The sequence below is a fragment of the Streptomyces sp. NPDC029836 genome (assembly GCF_055574495.1).
On sequence record NZ_JBVHZI010000008.1, the window covers coordinates 280,553 to 296,418 of the forward strand.

At 70.9% G+C, this 15,866-nt stretch carries 12 protein-coding genes; 7 read left to right on the plus strand and 5 right to left on the minus strand.

Annotation, left to right across the window (positions count from 1 at the left end; genetic code table 11):
• Positions 1 to 415: 415 nt before the first annotated feature.
• The 6 genes from ACZ4XJ_RS23895 (at position 416) to ACZ4XJ_RS23920 (ending at position 8,953) form a co-directional block, all read left to right on the plus strand.
• Entirely contained in the window at positions 416 to 1,630 is a 1,215-nt protein-coding gene (locus ACZ4XJ_RS23895; protein ID WP_362882304.1) for an ROK family transcriptional regulator, read from the plus strand.
• 118 nt (positions 1,631 to 1,748) lie between these two features.
• Positions 1,749 to 2,858: a sugar ABC transporter substrate-binding protein gene (locus ACZ4XJ_RS23900; RefSeq protein WP_281206070.1), complete on the plus strand. Its 1,110-nt coding sequence runs from the start codon at positions 1,749 to 1,751 to the stop codon at positions 2,856 to 2,858.
• A 186-nt stretch (positions 2,859 to 3,044) separates the two neighbouring features.
• Positions 3,045 to 3,833 (plus strand): ATP-binding cassette domain-containing protein, encoded by a 789-nt coding sequence (locus ACZ4XJ_RS23905; RefSeq protein ID WP_362882306.1) that lies wholly within the window; start codon positions 3,045 to 3,047, stop codon positions 3,831 to 3,833.
• A gap of 26 nt (positions 3,834 to 3,859) precedes the next feature.
• Entirely contained in the window at positions 3,860 to 5,140 is a 1,281-nt protein-coding gene (locus ACZ4XJ_RS23910) for a sugar ABC transporter permease (protein ID WP_468497328.1), read from the plus strand.
• Between the two features lie 263 nt (positions 5,141 to 5,403).
• The gene (gene dxs, locus ACZ4XJ_RS23915) at positions 5,404 to 7,320 is read left to right on the plus strand and encodes a 1-deoxy-D-xylulose-5-phosphate synthase (protein WP_362882308.1); all 1,917 of its coding nucleotides are present in this window, start codon (positions 5,404 to 5,406) and stop codon (positions 7,318 to 7,320) included.
• A gap of 130 nt (positions 7,321 to 7,450) precedes the next feature.
• A complete protein-coding gene (locus tag ACZ4XJ_RS23920) occupies positions 7,451 to 8,953 on the plus strand; it encodes an amino acid permease (RefSeq protein ID WP_362882310.1) in 1,503 nt (500 codons plus the stop codon).
• Between the two features lie 42 nt (positions 8,954 to 8,995).
• Here ACZ4XJ_RS23920 and ACZ4XJ_RS23925 read toward each other — a convergent pair whose 3' ends face one another.
• Positions 8,996 to 10,138: an LCP family protein gene (locus ACZ4XJ_RS23925; protein WP_383994816.1), complete on the minus strand. Its 1,143-nt coding sequence runs from the start codon at positions 10,136 to 10,138 to the stop codon at positions 8,996 to 8,998.
• Between the two features lie 173 nt (positions 10,139 to 10,311).
• Here ACZ4XJ_RS23925 and ACZ4XJ_RS23930 point away from each other — a divergent pair, with 173 nt between their 5' ends.
• Positions 10,312 to 11,475 carry a PLL family lectin gene (locus tag ACZ4XJ_RS23930; RefSeq protein ID WP_468497272.1) on the plus strand — a complete coding sequence of 388 codons (1,164 nt, stop codon included), beginning with the start codon at positions 10,312 to 10,314 and terminating at the stop codon, positions 11,473 to 11,475.
• Here ACZ4XJ_RS23930 and ACZ4XJ_RS23935 read toward each other — a convergent pair.
• The 4 genes from ACZ4XJ_RS23935 to ACZ4XJ_RS23950 all read right to left on the minus strand — a co-directional run bounded on the left by ACZ4XJ_RS23935 (position 11,449) and on the right by ACZ4XJ_RS23950 (position 15,621).
• Positions 11,449 to 12,510, minus strand: coding sequence for a hypothetical protein (locus tag ACZ4XJ_RS23935; RefSeq protein ID WP_468497273.1), 1,062 nt, complete (start codon positions 12,508 to 12,510; stop codon positions 11,449 to 11,451). The genes ACZ4XJ_RS23930 and ACZ4XJ_RS23935 overlap by 27 nt on opposite strands.
• The gene (locus ACZ4XJ_RS23940; protein ID WP_468497274.1) at positions 12,507 to 13,427 is read right to left on the minus strand and encodes an N-acetylneuraminate synthase family protein; all 921 of its coding nucleotides are present in this window, start codon (positions 13,425 to 13,427) and stop codon (positions 12,507 to 12,509) included. The genes ACZ4XJ_RS23935 and ACZ4XJ_RS23940 overlap by 4 nt, the downstream gene beginning before the upstream one ends.
• Positions 13,428 to 13,430: 3 nt before the next feature.
• The gene (locus ACZ4XJ_RS23945; protein ID WP_362882317.1) at positions 13,431 to 14,204 is read right to left on the minus strand and encodes an acylneuraminate cytidylyltransferase family protein; all 774 of its coding nucleotides are present in this window, start codon (positions 14,202 to 14,204) and stop codon (positions 13,431 to 13,433) included.
• A 142-nt stretch (positions 14,205 to 14,346) separates the two neighbouring features.
• On the minus strand, positions 14,347 to 15,621 hold the full coding sequence (locus ACZ4XJ_RS23950) for a DUF6716 putative glycosyltransferase (RefSeq protein ID WP_468497275.1): 1,275 nt from the start codon (positions 15,619 to 15,621) through the stop codon (positions 14,347 to 14,349).
• Positions 15,622 to 15,866: the final 245 nt, after the last annotated feature.

Genomic DNA, 15,866 nt, shown 5'->3' on the forward strand with positions numbered 1-15,866 from the left:
GCGCGGGAACGGCGCGGTCGCGCCGCCGTGCTCATCCGGTGGAGGGTCGGCGGTCCGATCCGAAGGGTCGGTCGATCGGAAGGTCAGCCGAGCAGGGCACTGCGAGGACTTCGATCGGGACTCATCCCGAACACCTCCTCGCGTAGCGCCGTCATTTCGGGCGCCCGTCCGGCCGGAAAGGCCGCAGAGGACCGGCGCCTCAGCGACCGTAACACGATCCGGGAGGTCCCTGATCATACTTTTGGTCACCAGTGTCCTTTTCGTGCTGCGTCAGCCTCTTGACGTGTGGAGGCCCAAAGGCTCGACTTAAGGTTCACAAGTTGGAGAGACGCCGGAGTCTCGGAGCACCTAGCCGCGACGGCCCGGCCAGGGGGGCGACGGTTCGCCGTCGCTTATGGGCAGGAGTGGATGAGTCGTGCAGACTCCCGGATCGCAGTCGTCGCTGCATCGCGCGAATCTGGAACGGGTCGTGCGGGCCGTGCGGCTCGCCGGTTCGCTGACCCAGGCGGAGATCGCCCGCGCCACCGGACTGTCGGCGGCCACGGTCTCCAACATCGTCCGCGAGCTCAAGGAGGCCGGCACCGTCGAGGTCATCGACACCTCGGCCGGTGGCCGCCGGGCCCGCAGCGTCTCGCTCAGCGGGGACGCGGGGATCGTGATCGGCGTGGACTTCGGCCACACCCACCTGCGGGTGGCCGTCGGCAACCTCGCGCACCAGGTGCTGGCCGAGGAGTCCGAGCCGCTCGACGTGGACGCGTCCTGGGTGGAGGGCTTCGACCGGGCCGAGGCGCTGGTCGGACGGCTGATCGAGGGCGTCGGAGTGGGCCGGGACAAGGTGATCGGCGTCGGCCTCGGCGTACCCGGCCCCATCGACGTGGAGTCCGGGACCCTGGGTTCCACCGCCATCCTGCCGGGTTGGGCGGGCATCAACCCGCGCCAGGAGCTCTCGCAGCGCCTGGGCGTGCCGGTGTACGTGGACAACGACGCGAACCTCGGCGCGCTCGGCGAGTCGGTCTGGGGGAGCGGGCGCGGCGTCAAGGACCTCGCCTACATCAAGGTGGCCAGCGGCGTCGGCGCGGGCCTGGTGATCAACGGTCAGATCTACCGCGGGCCGGGCGGCACGGCCGGCGAGATCGGGCACATCACCCTGGACGAGTCGGGGCCCGTCTGCCGCTGCGGCAACCGCGGTTGCCTGGAGACCTTCGCCGCGGCCCGTTACGTGCTGCCGCTCCTGGAGAGCAGCCACGGACCGGACCTGACGATGGAACGGGTGGTCGAGCTGGCCCGCGCCGGGGACCCCGGCTGCCGCCGGGTCGTCACCGACGTCGGCCGGCACATCGGCAGCGGGGTGGCCAGCCTCTGCAACCTCCTGAACCCGAGCCGGGTGGTCCTCGGCGGCTCGCTCGCGGAGGCCGGGGAACTGGTCCTGACGCCCATCCGGGAGTCCGTCGGGCGGTACGCGATCCCCAGCGCGGCCCGGCAGTTGTCGGTCCTCACGGGGTCGCTGGGGGGCCGCGCGGAGGTGCTCGGAGCCCTGGCCCTCGTCCTCAGTGAGATGGGCGATTCGACGCTTTTGGCGGAAAATGGGATCGGAGTGCGAGCGCCCGCCGTCATGTCTTCAGTTAGATAACGGATGGCACCGTTGTCATCTCGTTAAGGATTCACTCCTTGACGGCAAAGTTGCGGCCGGGGTTGACTCACATCCACCTCGGCCGCAGTGTTGCGGCCTCGTCAGGGAGGTTCAAGTAATGAACACGCGTATGCGTAGAGCCGCCGTAGCCGTCGCCGCCGGTGCCATGGCCGTTTCGCTGGCCGCCTGTGGAAGCGCCAAGGAGGCCGGTGACGCCCCGAAGGACTCCGCCGCCGCCGGTGACGCCATCAAGATCGGTCTGCTCCTGCCGGAGAACCAGACCGCTCGCTACGAGAAGTTCGACAAGCCGCTGATCGAGAAGAAGATCGCGGATCTCACCGGTGGCAAGGCCGAGGTCGTCTACGCCAACGCCAAGCAGGACGCGACCACGCAGAACTCCCAGGTCGAAACGATGATCACCAACAAGGTGAACGCGCTGATCATCGACGCCGTCGACGCCAAGGCCATCGCGGGTTCGGTCAAGAAGGCCAAGGACGCCGGTATTCCGGTCGTCGCCTACGACCGCCTCGCCGAGGGCCCGATCGACGCCTACACCTCCTTCGACAACGAAGAGGTCGGCAAGGTCCAGGGCAAGGCCCTGCTGGAGGCGCTGGGCGACAAGGCCAAGGACGGCCAGATCGTCATGATGAACGGCTCCGTCACCGACCCGAACGCCGCGCTGTTCAAGAAGGGCGCCCACTCCGTCCTCGACGGCAAGGTGAACATCGGCAAGGAGTACGACACCAAGGAGTGGAAGCCGGAGAACGCCAACACCAACATGGCGGGCGCCCTCTCGGCCCTCGGCAAGGACAAGGTCGTCGGCGTCTACTCCGCCAACGACGGCATGGCCGGCGGCATCATCACCGCCCTCAAGGCGGCCGGCCTGTCCCCGCTGCCCCCGGTCACCGGCCAGGACGCCGAACTCGCCGGTGTGCAGCGGATCGTGTCGGGCGAGCAGTTCATGAGCGTCTACAAGCCGTACGCCCCCGAGGCCGCGGCCGCCGCCGAGATGGCCGTCGCCCTCGCCAAGGGCGAGAAGATCGACGGGATCATCAACCAGAAGGTCGACAGCCCGACCTCCAAGGGTGTTCCGTCCGTCCTGATCCCGGTCGTCTCGCTGACCAAGGACAACATCAAGGACACCGTCGTCAAGGACGGCGTCTACACGGTCGAAGAGATCTGCGCCGACAAGTACGCGGCCGCCTGCGCCACCCTCGGCCTCAAGTAGGCCCCGTCGCCCGCGGCCACGGCCGCGGCGGCCCCCGCGCCTGCCCGGCGCCCCGCCCCAACTTCCCGCCACCCGCGGGGCGCCGGGCAGAAACGTTTCTTGCATTCCCCCGCCTCCGTGGGGTTCCCCATCCGCCCCGCTCCTGCTCTTTTGCACGACATCCCCGCCGGTCAGGCGGCGAAGGAGATGGTTCATGTGTCCGCTGCGCCCGTGCTGGCGTTGCGAGGGGTTTCGAAGAGGTTCGGCGCCGTCCAGGCCCTGACCGACGTAGAACTCGAAATCCACTCCGGTGAGGTGGTCGCCCTGGTCGGCGACAACGGCGCCGGCAAGTCCACGCTGGTCAAGACGATCGCCGGCGTGCACCCCATCGATGACGGCGTCATCGAGTGGCAGGGCCGCCCGGTCTCCATCAACAAGCCCCACGACGCCCAGAGCCTGGGCATCGCGACGGTCTACCAGGACCTCGCGCTGTGCGACAACATCGACGTCGTCGGCAACCTCTTCCTGGGCCGCGAGCTCAAGCGCTTCGGCGTCCTCGACGAGGTGGAGATGGAGCGCCGCGCCCGCGAGCTCCTCACCACCCTGTCCATCCGGATCCCCAGTGTCCGCATCCCCATCGCCTCGCTCTCGGGCGGCCAGCGCCAGACCGTGGCGATCGCCCGCTCGATGCTGGGCGAGCCCCGGCTCGTCATCCTCGACGAGCCCACCGCCGCACTCGGCGTCGAGCAGACCGCACAGGTCCTCGACCTCGTGGAGCGGCTGCGCGAGCGCGGCCACGCCGTCATCCTCATCAGCCACAACATGGCCGATGTGAAGGCCGTCGCCGACAAGGTGGCGGTCCTGCGGCTGGGCCGCAACAACGGTGTCTTCAGCGTCGCCGACACCTCGCAGGAAGAGATCATCTCCGCCATCACCGGGGCCACGGACAACGCCGTGACCCGCCGGGCGGCCCGCACCGGGGAGGCCCGCAAGTGAGCACCCAGAATCCCGCCGCCGATCCCCTGGGCAAGGGGCCGACCGGGCACGTCGACCCGGTCAACGCCCCCGCCGCGGCCGACGCCATCCCCGCGGTGGACCCCCGACTGCTGGTGCGCGAGCAGGGCCTCTCCGGGTACCTGAGCGAGTTCGGGCGCAAGATGAAGGCCGGCGACCTGGGCTCCATCCCGGTCGTCCTCGGCCTGATCATCATCTGGAGCATCTTCCAGGGGCTGAACTCGAACTTCCTCTCCCCGGAGAACCTCACCAACATCGCGATCACCATGGTCGCGACGGGCATGATGGCCGTCGGCATCATCTTCGTGCTGCTGCTCGGCGAGATCGACCTCTCGGTCGGCTCCGTCAGCGGCGTCTCGGGCGCGATCGTCGCCGTCCTGTCCGTCACCCACGGGGTCAACGAGTGGCTCGCGATCCTCGCGGCCGTCGTCGGCGGCGCCCTCATCGGGGCGGTCCACGGCTTCTTCTTCGCCCGGATCGGCGCCCCCGCCTTCGCCGTCACCCTGTCGGGCCTGCTGTTCTGGTCCGGCGCGATGCTGCAGATCCTCGGCAGCAACGGCACGATCAACCTCGACTCCGACGGCGTGGTCGGCAAGCTCACGACGTACTTCTTCTCCGACGTGGCCGCCGGCTACGGCCTCGCGGCGCTCGCCGTGATCGGGTACTTCCTGGCCACCTTCTTCGACAACCGCCGCAGGGAGGCCGCCGGGGTCCCCTCGCGGCCGCTCACCGAGATCCTGCTGCGCACCGGCGTGCTCGCCGTCTTCACCTTCGGCCCCGCCGTGGTGTTCAACCAGTACAAGGGCCTGCCGCTCGCGGTGGTGCTCTTCGTCCTGGCCCTGGTCGGTACGGACTTCCTGCTGCGCCGCACCTCCTTCGGCCGGAACGTCTTCGCGCTCGGCGGCAGCGTCGAGGCGTCCCGCCGCGCGGGCATCAACGTCAACGGGATCCGCATCGCGGTCTTCGCGATCGCCGGCACCTTCGCCGCCATCGGCGGGCTCTTCTGGGCCTCCAAGATCGCGGCGGCCAACCAGAGCGCCGGCGCCGGCGACCTGCTGATGAACGTGATCGCGGCGGCCGTCATCGGCGGCACCAGCCTCTTCGGCGGCCGGGGCCGGACCTGGAACGCCCTCCTCGGCGTCATGGTCATCACCTCCATCCAGTACGGTCTGGCCCTGGAGGGGATCGCGACGCCGATCCAGTACATGATCACCGGAGCGGTCCTGCTCGCCACGGTGGTCATCGACTCGGTCACCCGCAAGACCCAGAAGACGGCCGGACGCGCCTGACCGCGCGCCCTCGGGCGTTCCCAGGCGGTAAGACCCGTCACAGTGCCCGGTGCCACTTCGTGTGGCACCGGGCACCTGTGCGTACATGTGTGCGTCACGTGTGCGCACGGGTGTGCGGGTATGGGCCCGTTTGGGATGTGTGATTCCGCGCCGGGGTGTACAGGTATGACAAAAGCGGGACCTTCCCGGTACCGCCCGATGACCGCCCCCGCGAGCGGAACATTAGACTCGACAGACCAGCAAGCAACTGCAAGGAGGCACGGGTGCTGCTGACCCGCATCAAGGGACCGCGCGATCTGGACCGGCTCAGCCAGGAGGAGCTCGACCAGCTCGCCGCCGAGATCAGGTCCTTCCTCGTCGACGCCGTCTCCAAGACCGGCGGGCACCTCGGCCCCAACCTGGGGGTGGTCGAACTGACGATCGCCCTGCACCGGGTCTTCGAGTCCCCGAAGGACAAGGTCCTCTTCGACACCGGGCACCAGGCCTACGTGCACAAGCTGCTCACCGGCCGCCAGGACTTCGCCGACCTGCGCTCCCGGGGCGGCCTCTCCGGCTACCCCTCGCGCGCCGAGTCCGACCACGACATCATCGAGAACTCCCACGCCTCCACGGTGCTGGGTTGGGCCGACGGTCTCGCCAAGGCCAACGAGGTGCTGGGCCGCGAGGACCACCACGTCGCCGCGGTCATCGGCGACGGCGCGCTGACCGGCGGCATGGCCTGGGAGGCGCTGAACAACATCGCCGCCGCCAAGGACCGTCCGCTGGTCATCGTCGTCAACGACAACGAGCGGTCGTACGGCCCCACCATCGGCGGCCTCGCGAACCACCTCGCGACCCTGCGCACCACGGACGGCTACGAGCGCTTCCTGGCCCGCGGCAAGGACCTCCTGGAGCGCACCCCGGTCGTCGGGAAGCCCCTCTACGAGACCCTGCACGGCGCCAAGAAGGGCCTCAAGGACTTCATCGCCCCGCAGGGCATGTTCGAGGACCTGGGCCTGAAGTACATCGGGCCCATCGACGGCCACGACATCGAGGCCCTGGAGTCCGCCCTCACGCGCGCCAAGCGCTTCAGCGGCCCCGTCATCGTGCACTGCCTCACCCAGAAGGGCCGCGGCTACACCCCGGCCCTGGAACACGAGGCGGACCGCTTCCACGCCGTCGGCGTCATCCACCCGGACACCGGCCTGCCGGTGAAGACCGCCGCCGCCAGTTGGACCTCCGTCTTCGCCGACGAGATGGTCAAGCTCGGCCACGACCGGCCCGACGTCGTCGGCATCACCGCCGCGATGCTCCACCCGGTCGGCCTCAACAAGTTCGCCGAGGCCTTCCCGGACCGGATCTACGACGTCGGCATCGCCGAGCAGCACGGCGCCACCTCGGCCGCCGGCCTCGCCACCGGCGGCGTCCACCCGGTGTTCGCCGTCTACGCCACCTTCCTCAACCGCGCCTTCGACCAGGTCCTGATGGACGTCGCCCTGCACAAGTGCGGGGTCACCTTCGTCCTGGACCGGGCCGGCGTCACCGGCGACGACGGCGCCTCCCACAACGGCATGTGGGACATGTCGATCCTCCAGGTGGTTCCCGGGCTGCGGCTGGCCGCACCCCGGGACGCCGAGCAGCTGCGCGCCCAGCTCCGCGAGGCCGTCGAGGTCAAGGACGCGCCGACGGTCGTGCGCTACTCCAAGGGCGTCGTCGGCCCGGCCGTACCGGCCGTCGGCCGGATCGGCGGCATGGACGTGCTGCGCACCCCGGCCGCCGACGTCACCCGCCCGGACGTACTCATCGTCTCGGTCGGCGCGCTCGCCCCGATGTGCCTGGAGATCGCCGACCTGCTCGACAAGCAGGGCATCACCTCGACCGTCGTCGACCCCCGTTGGGTCAAGCCGGTGGACGAGGCGCTGGCCCCGCTCGCCGACGGCCACCGGGTCGTCGTCACCGTCGAGGACAACGGCCGCACCGGCGGCGTCGGCGCCGCCGTCTCGCAGGCCCTGCGCGACGCCGGGGTGGACGTCCCGCTGCGCGACTTCGGCATCCCGCAGCGCTTCCTCGACCACGCGACGCGCAAGGAGATCATGGCCGAAATCGGCCTGACCGCTCCGGACATCGCGCGGCAGGTCACCGGTCTCGTCGCCAAGCTCGACGGCCGTTACGACAGCGAGCAGGCCGCCATCGTCGACTAGTCGACGCCGGGCCACCCGCCCGGGTCACGCGCGGTTGCACGTCACGGGCCGGGAGATCACCCTTGAGGGGTGGGCCTCCCGGCCCGTTCGCGTCCGCGTGCTGCGTACGCCACCTTTCGGAGGTGCGTCGGTGAGTACGGATCTGAACAGTCCTTTCCGCACCAAATCGGTCGAGCAGTCGATCCGTGACACGGAGGAGCCCGAACACGCGCTCCGCAAATCGCTCTCGGCCTGGGACCTGACGGTCTTCGGCGTCGGCGTCATCATCGGCACCGGCATCTTCGTCCTCACGGGCATCGCCGCCCGGAACAACGCCGGACCGGCCACCGCCCTCGCCTTCGTGGCGGCGGGCATCGTCTGCGCCCTCGCGGCCCTGTGCTACGCGGAGTTCGCATCGACCGTGCCGGTGGCCGGCTCGGCCTACACGTTCGCGTACGCCTCCATCGGCGAGCTGCCCGCCTGGATCATCGGCTGGGACCTGGTGCTGGAGTTCGCGCTGGGCACCGCGGTCGTGGCCGTCGGTTGGTCCGGGTACGTACGCCACCTCCTGGAGACCAACCTCGGCTGGGAGTTGCCGAGCGCGCTGGCCGGCCCGGACGCCGGGGGCACCTTCGACCTGCTGGCGTTCCTGCTGATCCTGGCGCTGACCGCGGTCCTGGTCATCGGGACGAAGCTGTCGGCCCGGATCACCGCCATCGTGGTCGCCATCAAGGTCACCGTGGTGCTGCTGGTCATCGTCGCCGGCCTGTTCTTCATCAAGGCCGACAACTACTCCCCGTTCATCCCGCCGGCCCAGGCGCAGGAGGCGGGCGGCGGCATCCACGCGCCACTGGTCCAACTGCTCTTCGGGTACGCGCCCACGAACTTCGGCGTGATGGGCATCTTCACCGCCGCCTCGCTGATCTTCTTCGCCTTCATCGGCTTCGACGTCGTGGCCACTGCGGCCGAGGAGACCAAGAACCCCCAACGGGACATGCCGCGCGGCATCCTCGGCTCGCTGATCATCTGCACGGTGCTCTACGTCGCGGTGACGCTGGTGGTCACCGGCATGCAGAAGTACTCGGAGATGTCGCCGACGGCGCCACTGGCCGAGGCGTTCAAATCGGTGAACCAACCGTTCTTCGCCGGCGCCATCAGTCTCGGGGCGTCCGTCGGCCTGATCACCGTCTGCATGATCCTGCTCCTCGGGCAGACCCGCGTGTTCTTCGCGATGAGCCGTGACGGACTGCTGCCCCGGTTCTTCTCGGTCACCCACCCCAAGTACCGCACGCCCTACCGGGCGACGATGCTCCTCGGCGTGCTCATCGCGGTCCTCGCCGGCTTCACCAGCCTGGAGAAGCTCGCGGAACTCGTGAACATCGGCACCCTGTTCGCCTTCGTGATCGTCGCCCTCGGCGTGATCATCATGCGGCGGACCCGCCCCGACCTGCACCGGGCCTTCCGCACCCCGTGGGTGCCGTTCGTCCCGATCGTGTCGATCGCGGCGTCGCTGTGGCTGATGCTCAACCTGCCGGCCGAGACCTGGATCCGGTTCGGGATCTGGATGGCCGTCGGCGTCGTCGTCTACTTCCTGTACGGCCGGTCCCACAGTCGCCTCGGTCGCGGCGAGGTGGGCCCGCGCACGGACCGTTAGGGACGACGGGGACGACCCGCACGACCGCCGCGGGCCCGGCGGCTACGAAGAGGACGACGGCTTGGGCGCCGGGGACTTGGCGGCCGGGCCGCCGCCCTTCGCGGGGGAGTCCTTCGCCGCCGCGGGCACCTTCTGGTCGCTGCGCAGCGCGTCCCACAGTTGGGTGGCCTGCGGCTCGGCGACGACCACCCGGTTGCGGTCCACCTTGTCGTAGGCCACCGGCAGCATGATGGTCTCCATCGTCGCCGGGTCCACGCCCTTCATGCTCTGCGCGAAGTCGGAGAGCGCGGTGAGCGAGGCCAGGTCGGAGTCGGTGGTCAGCGACTTGGTGCCGGCGTCCGCGAGCTTGTAGAGGCGCGCCGGGTTGCCGAGGGCGTCCTGCTTCTTGATCTCGGAGAGCATGGCCAGCATGAACTGCTGCTGGAGGCCTATGCGTCCGAGGTCGCTGCCGTCGCCGTAGCCGTAGCGGGTCCGGACGAACTTCAACGAGTCCGTGCCGTTCAGCCGGTGCGTGCCCGCGTCGAGCTTGAGTCCGCCCTTCGCGCCGGTCATCGGCTGGTCGAGGGTGACGGTGACCCCGCCGAGGGCGTCCACCAAGCCCTTGAAGCCGGCGAAGTCCACCTCCACGAAGTGGTCCACGCGGATCCCGGACATCTGCTCGACGGTCTTGACCACGCACGCCGGACCGGCCAGCGTGTAGACGGAGTTGAACATGACCCGGTTGGCGGCGGAGACGGCCTTGCCGTCCTTGTCCTTGCACTCGGGCCGGGAGATCAGGGTGTCGCGGGGGATGCTCACCGCGGTGGCCCTGGCCCGGCCCTCGGGTATGTGCACCAGCATCGCGGTGTCGGAGCGGGCGCCGCTGACGTCGCCGCGGTCGAGGTCGCCGTTGGCGCCGGCCCGCGAGTCGGAGCCGAGCACGAGGACGTTCTGCGCGTTGCGCACCACCTTCGGCGGCCGGTTGTCGGCGCCGATCGCCTGGTTCAGGTCGACGCTGTCGATGTTGCCGTTCAAGTGGCTGTACACCCACCAGCCGGTGCCGGCCGCGCCGAGGACCACCACGGCCGCGCCCCAGGCCAGCACCCGCCGGATCCGGCGGCCGCGCGAACGGGGCGGGCGCGACGCGCGCCCGGGCGCCGGCGAGCCCTCCGGGAGCGTCGTCGTGGCGGTGCTGTCTGAAGTCATGCCCGGGGACCGGCCTTCCGAACGGGGGTGCGGGGGGATGCCGCGGCTGCAGGAGCGGGTGATGCGGCGGGTGATGCGGCGGGCTACAAGATAAGCGCACGAACGGGCCGCAAGGGCCCCGGGGTATCCTCAATTTGTTCGAATGGCGATGGGTAAGGGGTTGCGGGCGGGCCATGGCGACGCGATCCAGGCGCAAGGCGCGCACCTCCGCTCCCGACACCCCCCGACCGGGCACCGCCCGCGCACCCGCCTCCGGACCGGCGCCGACCCCCGCCGTCGCCTGGGACTCGGTGGCCCTGGGCCCCCTGACCGGGCGGTGGCTGCTCGCGGGCCGGGACGGACGCCTCACCGCCTACGCCCGCACCGAGGGCGGCTTGCTGCGCTGGACCGAGCGGACGCCCGGCGGCCCCGACTGGAGCGGCCCCGACCTGTTCCCCGTACCGGAGCTGACCGACCTCGCGGTGGGCCAGGGCCCCGACGGGTACGCCCACTTCGTGGGTCGGCGCCGGCGCCGCTCACCGAACGGCGAGGCCGTCACCGTCACCTACCACCACGCGGTGCAGTACCAGAGCGGCCGGCCGCTCGGGCCGTGGCAGGACCTCGGCACCCTCTACCGGAGGCCGGAGATGTCCCACCGGGGCGGACCTCCTGTCGTCGCCGTCGACGCCCGGGGCGCGGCCCACGTCTTCGTGCGCAACGCGGGCCGCGGGATCCACCTGAAGTGCCAGGGCGCGAAGGGCGACTGGGGCGACTGGCAGGACCTGCACGGCAGCAAGGCCTTCGAGGGGATCAGCGCCGGCTCCACCGCCGACGGCCGGGTCGAGCTCTCGGCCCCCGGCGAGAAGGGCATCTCCCGCTGGACCCGGAGCGCTCCGGGCGGCCCCGTGGACCGGGCCGAGGACCTGCCGTTCCTGGCCCGGGACGGATCGTCGGTCGTCCTGGAGACGGCCCCCGGGCGCGTCACCCACTTCTGGCACGCGGCCGACGGCAGCGGGGTGTTCGCCCACCGGGAGGGCGCCGGCGCGCACTTCCTCGGCGGCGGTCCCGCCTGCGGCGCCGTCGCCGCGACGCGCGGTGCGGTCGACGGGCACGACTGCACGGTGCTGGCGCTGCGCACGGTGGGCGGCCGCACCGCCCTGGCCGCCTATCCCACCGAGCACGAGGCCGCCGGGCTCTGGTGGACGGAGATCGGGGAGGAGGGGCTGGAGTCCCCGGCCCTCGCCGTCGACGCCCGCGGCAGGATCGTCGTCGCCTCGCTCAGTGCCCGCGGCGAACTGCTCGTCAACCGGCAGAAGGACCGCTCCGCGCTCTCACTGGGACGCTGGCAACGGTTCTGACGGGCGCCGGCAGCGCCCCCGCGGCGGGATCCTCGTCAGCCCGTGGCGGTGCACGGCCTGGGCGGAGATCCTGCGCAGGAAGTCCACCGAACGCGCCGGGGTGTCCGGGGTGATCCAGGCGTCGTCCAGCTCGCACAGCTCCACCCGCACCGGCGAACCGGCGAGCACGAGGGGCAGGGTGTAGGCGACGGTGGACGCGAAGGTCAGCACGGACAGCCCGATGGGTTGGGTCAACGCGTGCAATTCCAGCGGGAGTTCGGGCTGCACGATCTCCATCGCGGTGGCGTCGGCGATCCGGTCCAGTTTTTGCCGGCTCTCCCTGCGGTGCGCCAGGTACCGGGCGGCGCGGCGGCTCTCCGCGATCCAGCCGACCGCCTCGACGTACCGGTCCTCGTCGATGACGCCGGTCTCCACGAGGGAGCTGCCCGCGAGGTCGGACCCGGGACGCGCCCGCACCGGCCCGAAGGTCTCCCGGCTCCACGCGTACGTGTTGGCCCGGACCTCGGTGCCCGGCGGCGCCACCACCGGCATGCAGGTGAAGAAGGTGGCGCGGTCCAGGCCCGCGCGGGCCAGCCAGCGGTTGACCGGGCCCGCCTTCGCGGAGGGCCTGACCTCGCCCTGGTGCCAACGCGTCAGCTGCTGCCCGGAGGCCAGCAGGCCGACCAGCTCCGTGGTGGCCGTGCCGTCGTCCACGAGGACCACCTCACGGGCCTTGGAACGCGGCAGCAGGAGCTGGATCGTACGGGAGAACAGGTCGCCGATCACCAGGCGTTCGGCGGCCGCGACCGCCCGGCCCAGGCGCACCAGCTCCTGGGCCCGCTCCAGGTACCCGGCGCGCACCTCGTAGCGCCGCCACACCACCCCCGTCCGCGAGGCGTACCGGCACAGCAGGCGGACCTGCGCGCGCGAGCGCGGGTCCGTCGGCTGGAGGACGGCGACGGTGAGGGACGCTGCCTCGCCCGGGTGGACGTGGGCCCACTCCAGGACGTTCAGTAGTTGAGCCGGGCTCTCCACCAGGGCGAGGGTGCCTCTCATGCCGAGGCCGTCACGCCCTCGTCGGCGAGGGCGCCCTGGACGCGGCGGAGCTTCTTCATCGGCGCGAGCTCGGAGTCGTAGACCCGCTTCACGCCGTCGCCGAGGGCGGTCTCGATGGTGCGGATGTCCCGCACGAGGCGGGTGAGGCCGCCGGGTTCGACGGAGGCGGCCTGGTCCGAGCCCCACATCGCGCGGTCCAGGGTGATGTGCCGCTCGACGGCGCAGGCACCCATGGCGACGGCGGCGACGGTGGTCTGGAGTCCGGTCTCGTGCCCGGAGTAGCCCACGGGGACGTTCGGGTACGCCGCCTCCAGGCTCTGGATGACCCGCAGGTTCAACTCCTCGGCGCGGGCCGGGTACGTCGAGGTGGCGTGCAGCAGCACGATGTTCTCGCTGCCCAGCACCTCCACGGCGTGCCGGATCTGGCGGGGCGTGGACATGCCGGTGGACAGGATGATCGTCCTGCCCGTGGCGCGCAGGGCGAGGAGCAGCTCGTCGTCGGTCAGGGACGCGGAGGCCACCTTGTGGGCGGGGACGTCGAACTTCTCCAGGAAGGCCACGGCCTCGGTGTCCCACGGGGAGGCGAACCAGTCGATGCCGCGCTCGGCGCAGTGCGCGTCGATGGCGCGGTACTCGTCCTCGCCGAACTCGACGCGGTGGCGGTAGTCGATGTACGTCATCCGGCCCCAGGGGGTGTCCCGTTCGATGTCCCACTGGTCGCGCGGGGTGCACATCTCGGGGGTGCGCTTTTGGAACTTCACCGCGTCACAGCCCGCGTCGGCGGCCGCGTCGACGAGCGCCAGGGCGTTGGCGAGCTCGCCGTTGTGGTTGATCCCGATCTCGCCGATCACGTAGGTGGGCCGGCCCGCGCCGACCTCCTTGTTCCCGATCCGGCGGATGCGGCTGCTGTGTACCACTGTTCAGATTTCCTTTCCGATGTGCTGCGGGGGTACCGGCGGAGCCGGTACCCGGGGTGCGCCCTCGGGCGCGTCGAGCAGGGGGACGAGGGCCCGGGCCCGGGCGAGGTCGCCGGGTTCGTCGATCTCGATGGCCCGCTCCGGGGCCGTGGGGACGAGCTGGGTCCGGCCGAAGAAGCGGTGGCCGTGCCGGCGGAAGCCGTCGGCACGCATCGCGTAGACGGCGCCCGACTCCAGGTACTCGGGGGTGCGGTCCTGGCGGCGCAGGCGTACGGAGCTGTCGTGGTTGACGCCGTGCGCGCGGTGGCCGGGGCCGGTGGGGGAGCCGGCGGCGGGGCCTTCGGTGCCCCACAGGAACCCGTGGAACGGGACGGCGGTGAACGCGGAGTCGGCCCCGTCGCGCAGGACGGCCAGGACGGTCGCGTCGACCTCCTCGGCGGTGACGAACGGGCTGGTGCACTGGACGAGGACCAGGACCCCGACGGGTTCCGGGTACCGCTCCTCCAGCCGGTCCAGGGCGTGCAGCAGCGCGGACTCGCTGGAGGCCAGGTCGGAGCCCAGCGCGGCGGGGCGCTCGACGACCTCGGCGCCGGCCTCGCGGGCGGCGGCGGCGATGGCCGCGTCGTCGGTGGAGACCACGACCCGGGTCACGTGCGCGGCGCCGCGGCAGGCCAGCACGGCCCGGGCGACCAGGGGCACGCCCCCGACCTCGGCGACGTTCTTGCCGGGGATGCCCTTGGAGCCGCCCCGGGCGGGTATGACGGCGGTGACGTTCACGGGTTCTCCCCCTGCTCCACGGCGATCGGTGCGACCGCCGGATCGGCTGTCGGTACAGCCTTCGGTACGGCCTTCGGTACGGCCATCGGTACGGGCGTCGGTGCGGGCTCCGCGTCCGGGCGCGGCGCCCGGTGGGGCCCGCTCATACGCCGCCCCACTGCTGCATCTTCGGCGCCACCCGCTGGACCCCGAACCGGTAGGCGCCCTTCAACATCCGGCGGGAGGTGCGCCGCATCGGGCCGGCGGTGCGCGTCGGGGTTCCCGCGCCGGGGGAACCGTCCGGGTCGAGGCCCCTGCGGCGCAGCAGCGTACCGACGTATTCCGGGGCGCTCGCGGCCGTGTAGTACGGGGTGATGGGCGGCAGCGGAACGCCCCACAGTTCGTCGATACGGGTGCGGAGTTCCCCGTACGGATCGAGGGGACGGATTCCCTGGTCGGTCGTCCAGGATTCGCGGGCGAGCGGGGCCGCGCCCTCGTCTATCGCCGACCAGTCGGTGACGCAGCCGGAAGCGACGAAATAGTGGTTGCCGTGTATCTCGCGCACGCCGAGATCGCTCAATATGGCGGTCGGCATGCCCCGGTGCATGGATTCGAGGGCGGCGGTGGAACTGACGGTGACCAACAGGTCCGTACGGTCCAGGGTTTCCGACATGTTGCCGTACACGAAATGCAGATTCGGGGGCAGCGGTTCTTCGAGTTGTTCCGCCAGGACCTGGTAGTGGTGGGCTTCCACATGGGTGGTCGCCTCACCCGGTTTGCTGCGGAGTTTGACGAGCACGTCGCGGCCCGGGCGCAGTCGTGCGTGGGATATCGCCCGACGCAGCAGATAGAGGCGGCCATTTCGGTCCGCGGGTACCGAGGGTTGGACGGCGAAGCAGACCGTATAGGGGTGCCGGGCGTGCGTCCGGTTCGCGTCGTAGGGCCGCTGGTCGAGAAAGGGGAGCGCGGTCTGGACGATGCAGGAGGCGGGAATTCCCAGGGGCTCGTAGATCTCCGCGAACCGGCGCCGGTCGAAAGGGCTGTTGGCGAGGACGATGTCGGCGCCCGCGCGCAGGAGCAGCCCGTCGGCCATCTTCTCGTAGACGACGCCGACGTAACCGGTCATCACGATCGGCCGGCGCCGGGCGGTGCGGAAGCGCCGGGCCAGTGCGTGCAGGGCGGCGTGCGTGGCGCCGCCGACGGTGCCCAGGATGACCAGGTCCGCCTCGTCGAGTTCCGGGGCCGCGGCGAAGCTCGCGAGGGTGACCTCGGTGAGGGAGGCGGGGGAGATGCCGACTTCCGTGAGCTGTCGGGCCGTCGGGGTGCTGCGGCCACGCACCATGTGGGCGTGGACCGCGCTGCCGGGTGCCAGTCCCACCGCCAGACCCGCGCCCCATTTCCAGCGGGTGTCGGAGTCTGCGAGCACGTGGATGCGCACTGGTGATTCCTGGTCGGTCGGTCGGGGCCCAACTGCCGTCGGGATAGCCGCAGCTGGGCGCGGACACAGGCGGATTGCCGAGGGGTCCGTTAGACCTTACATGCTGATCCGAGCCCTACATGTCACGAATGGGCTTCGGTGGCCGCGGGAGTTGTACGTCACACCGAGGTGCCCGTACGGGGCTTCCGCGTGGTTCTGTCATGATGGCGACCTGTTACGCGAACGTAGACTGGAGGGTCGTGCGG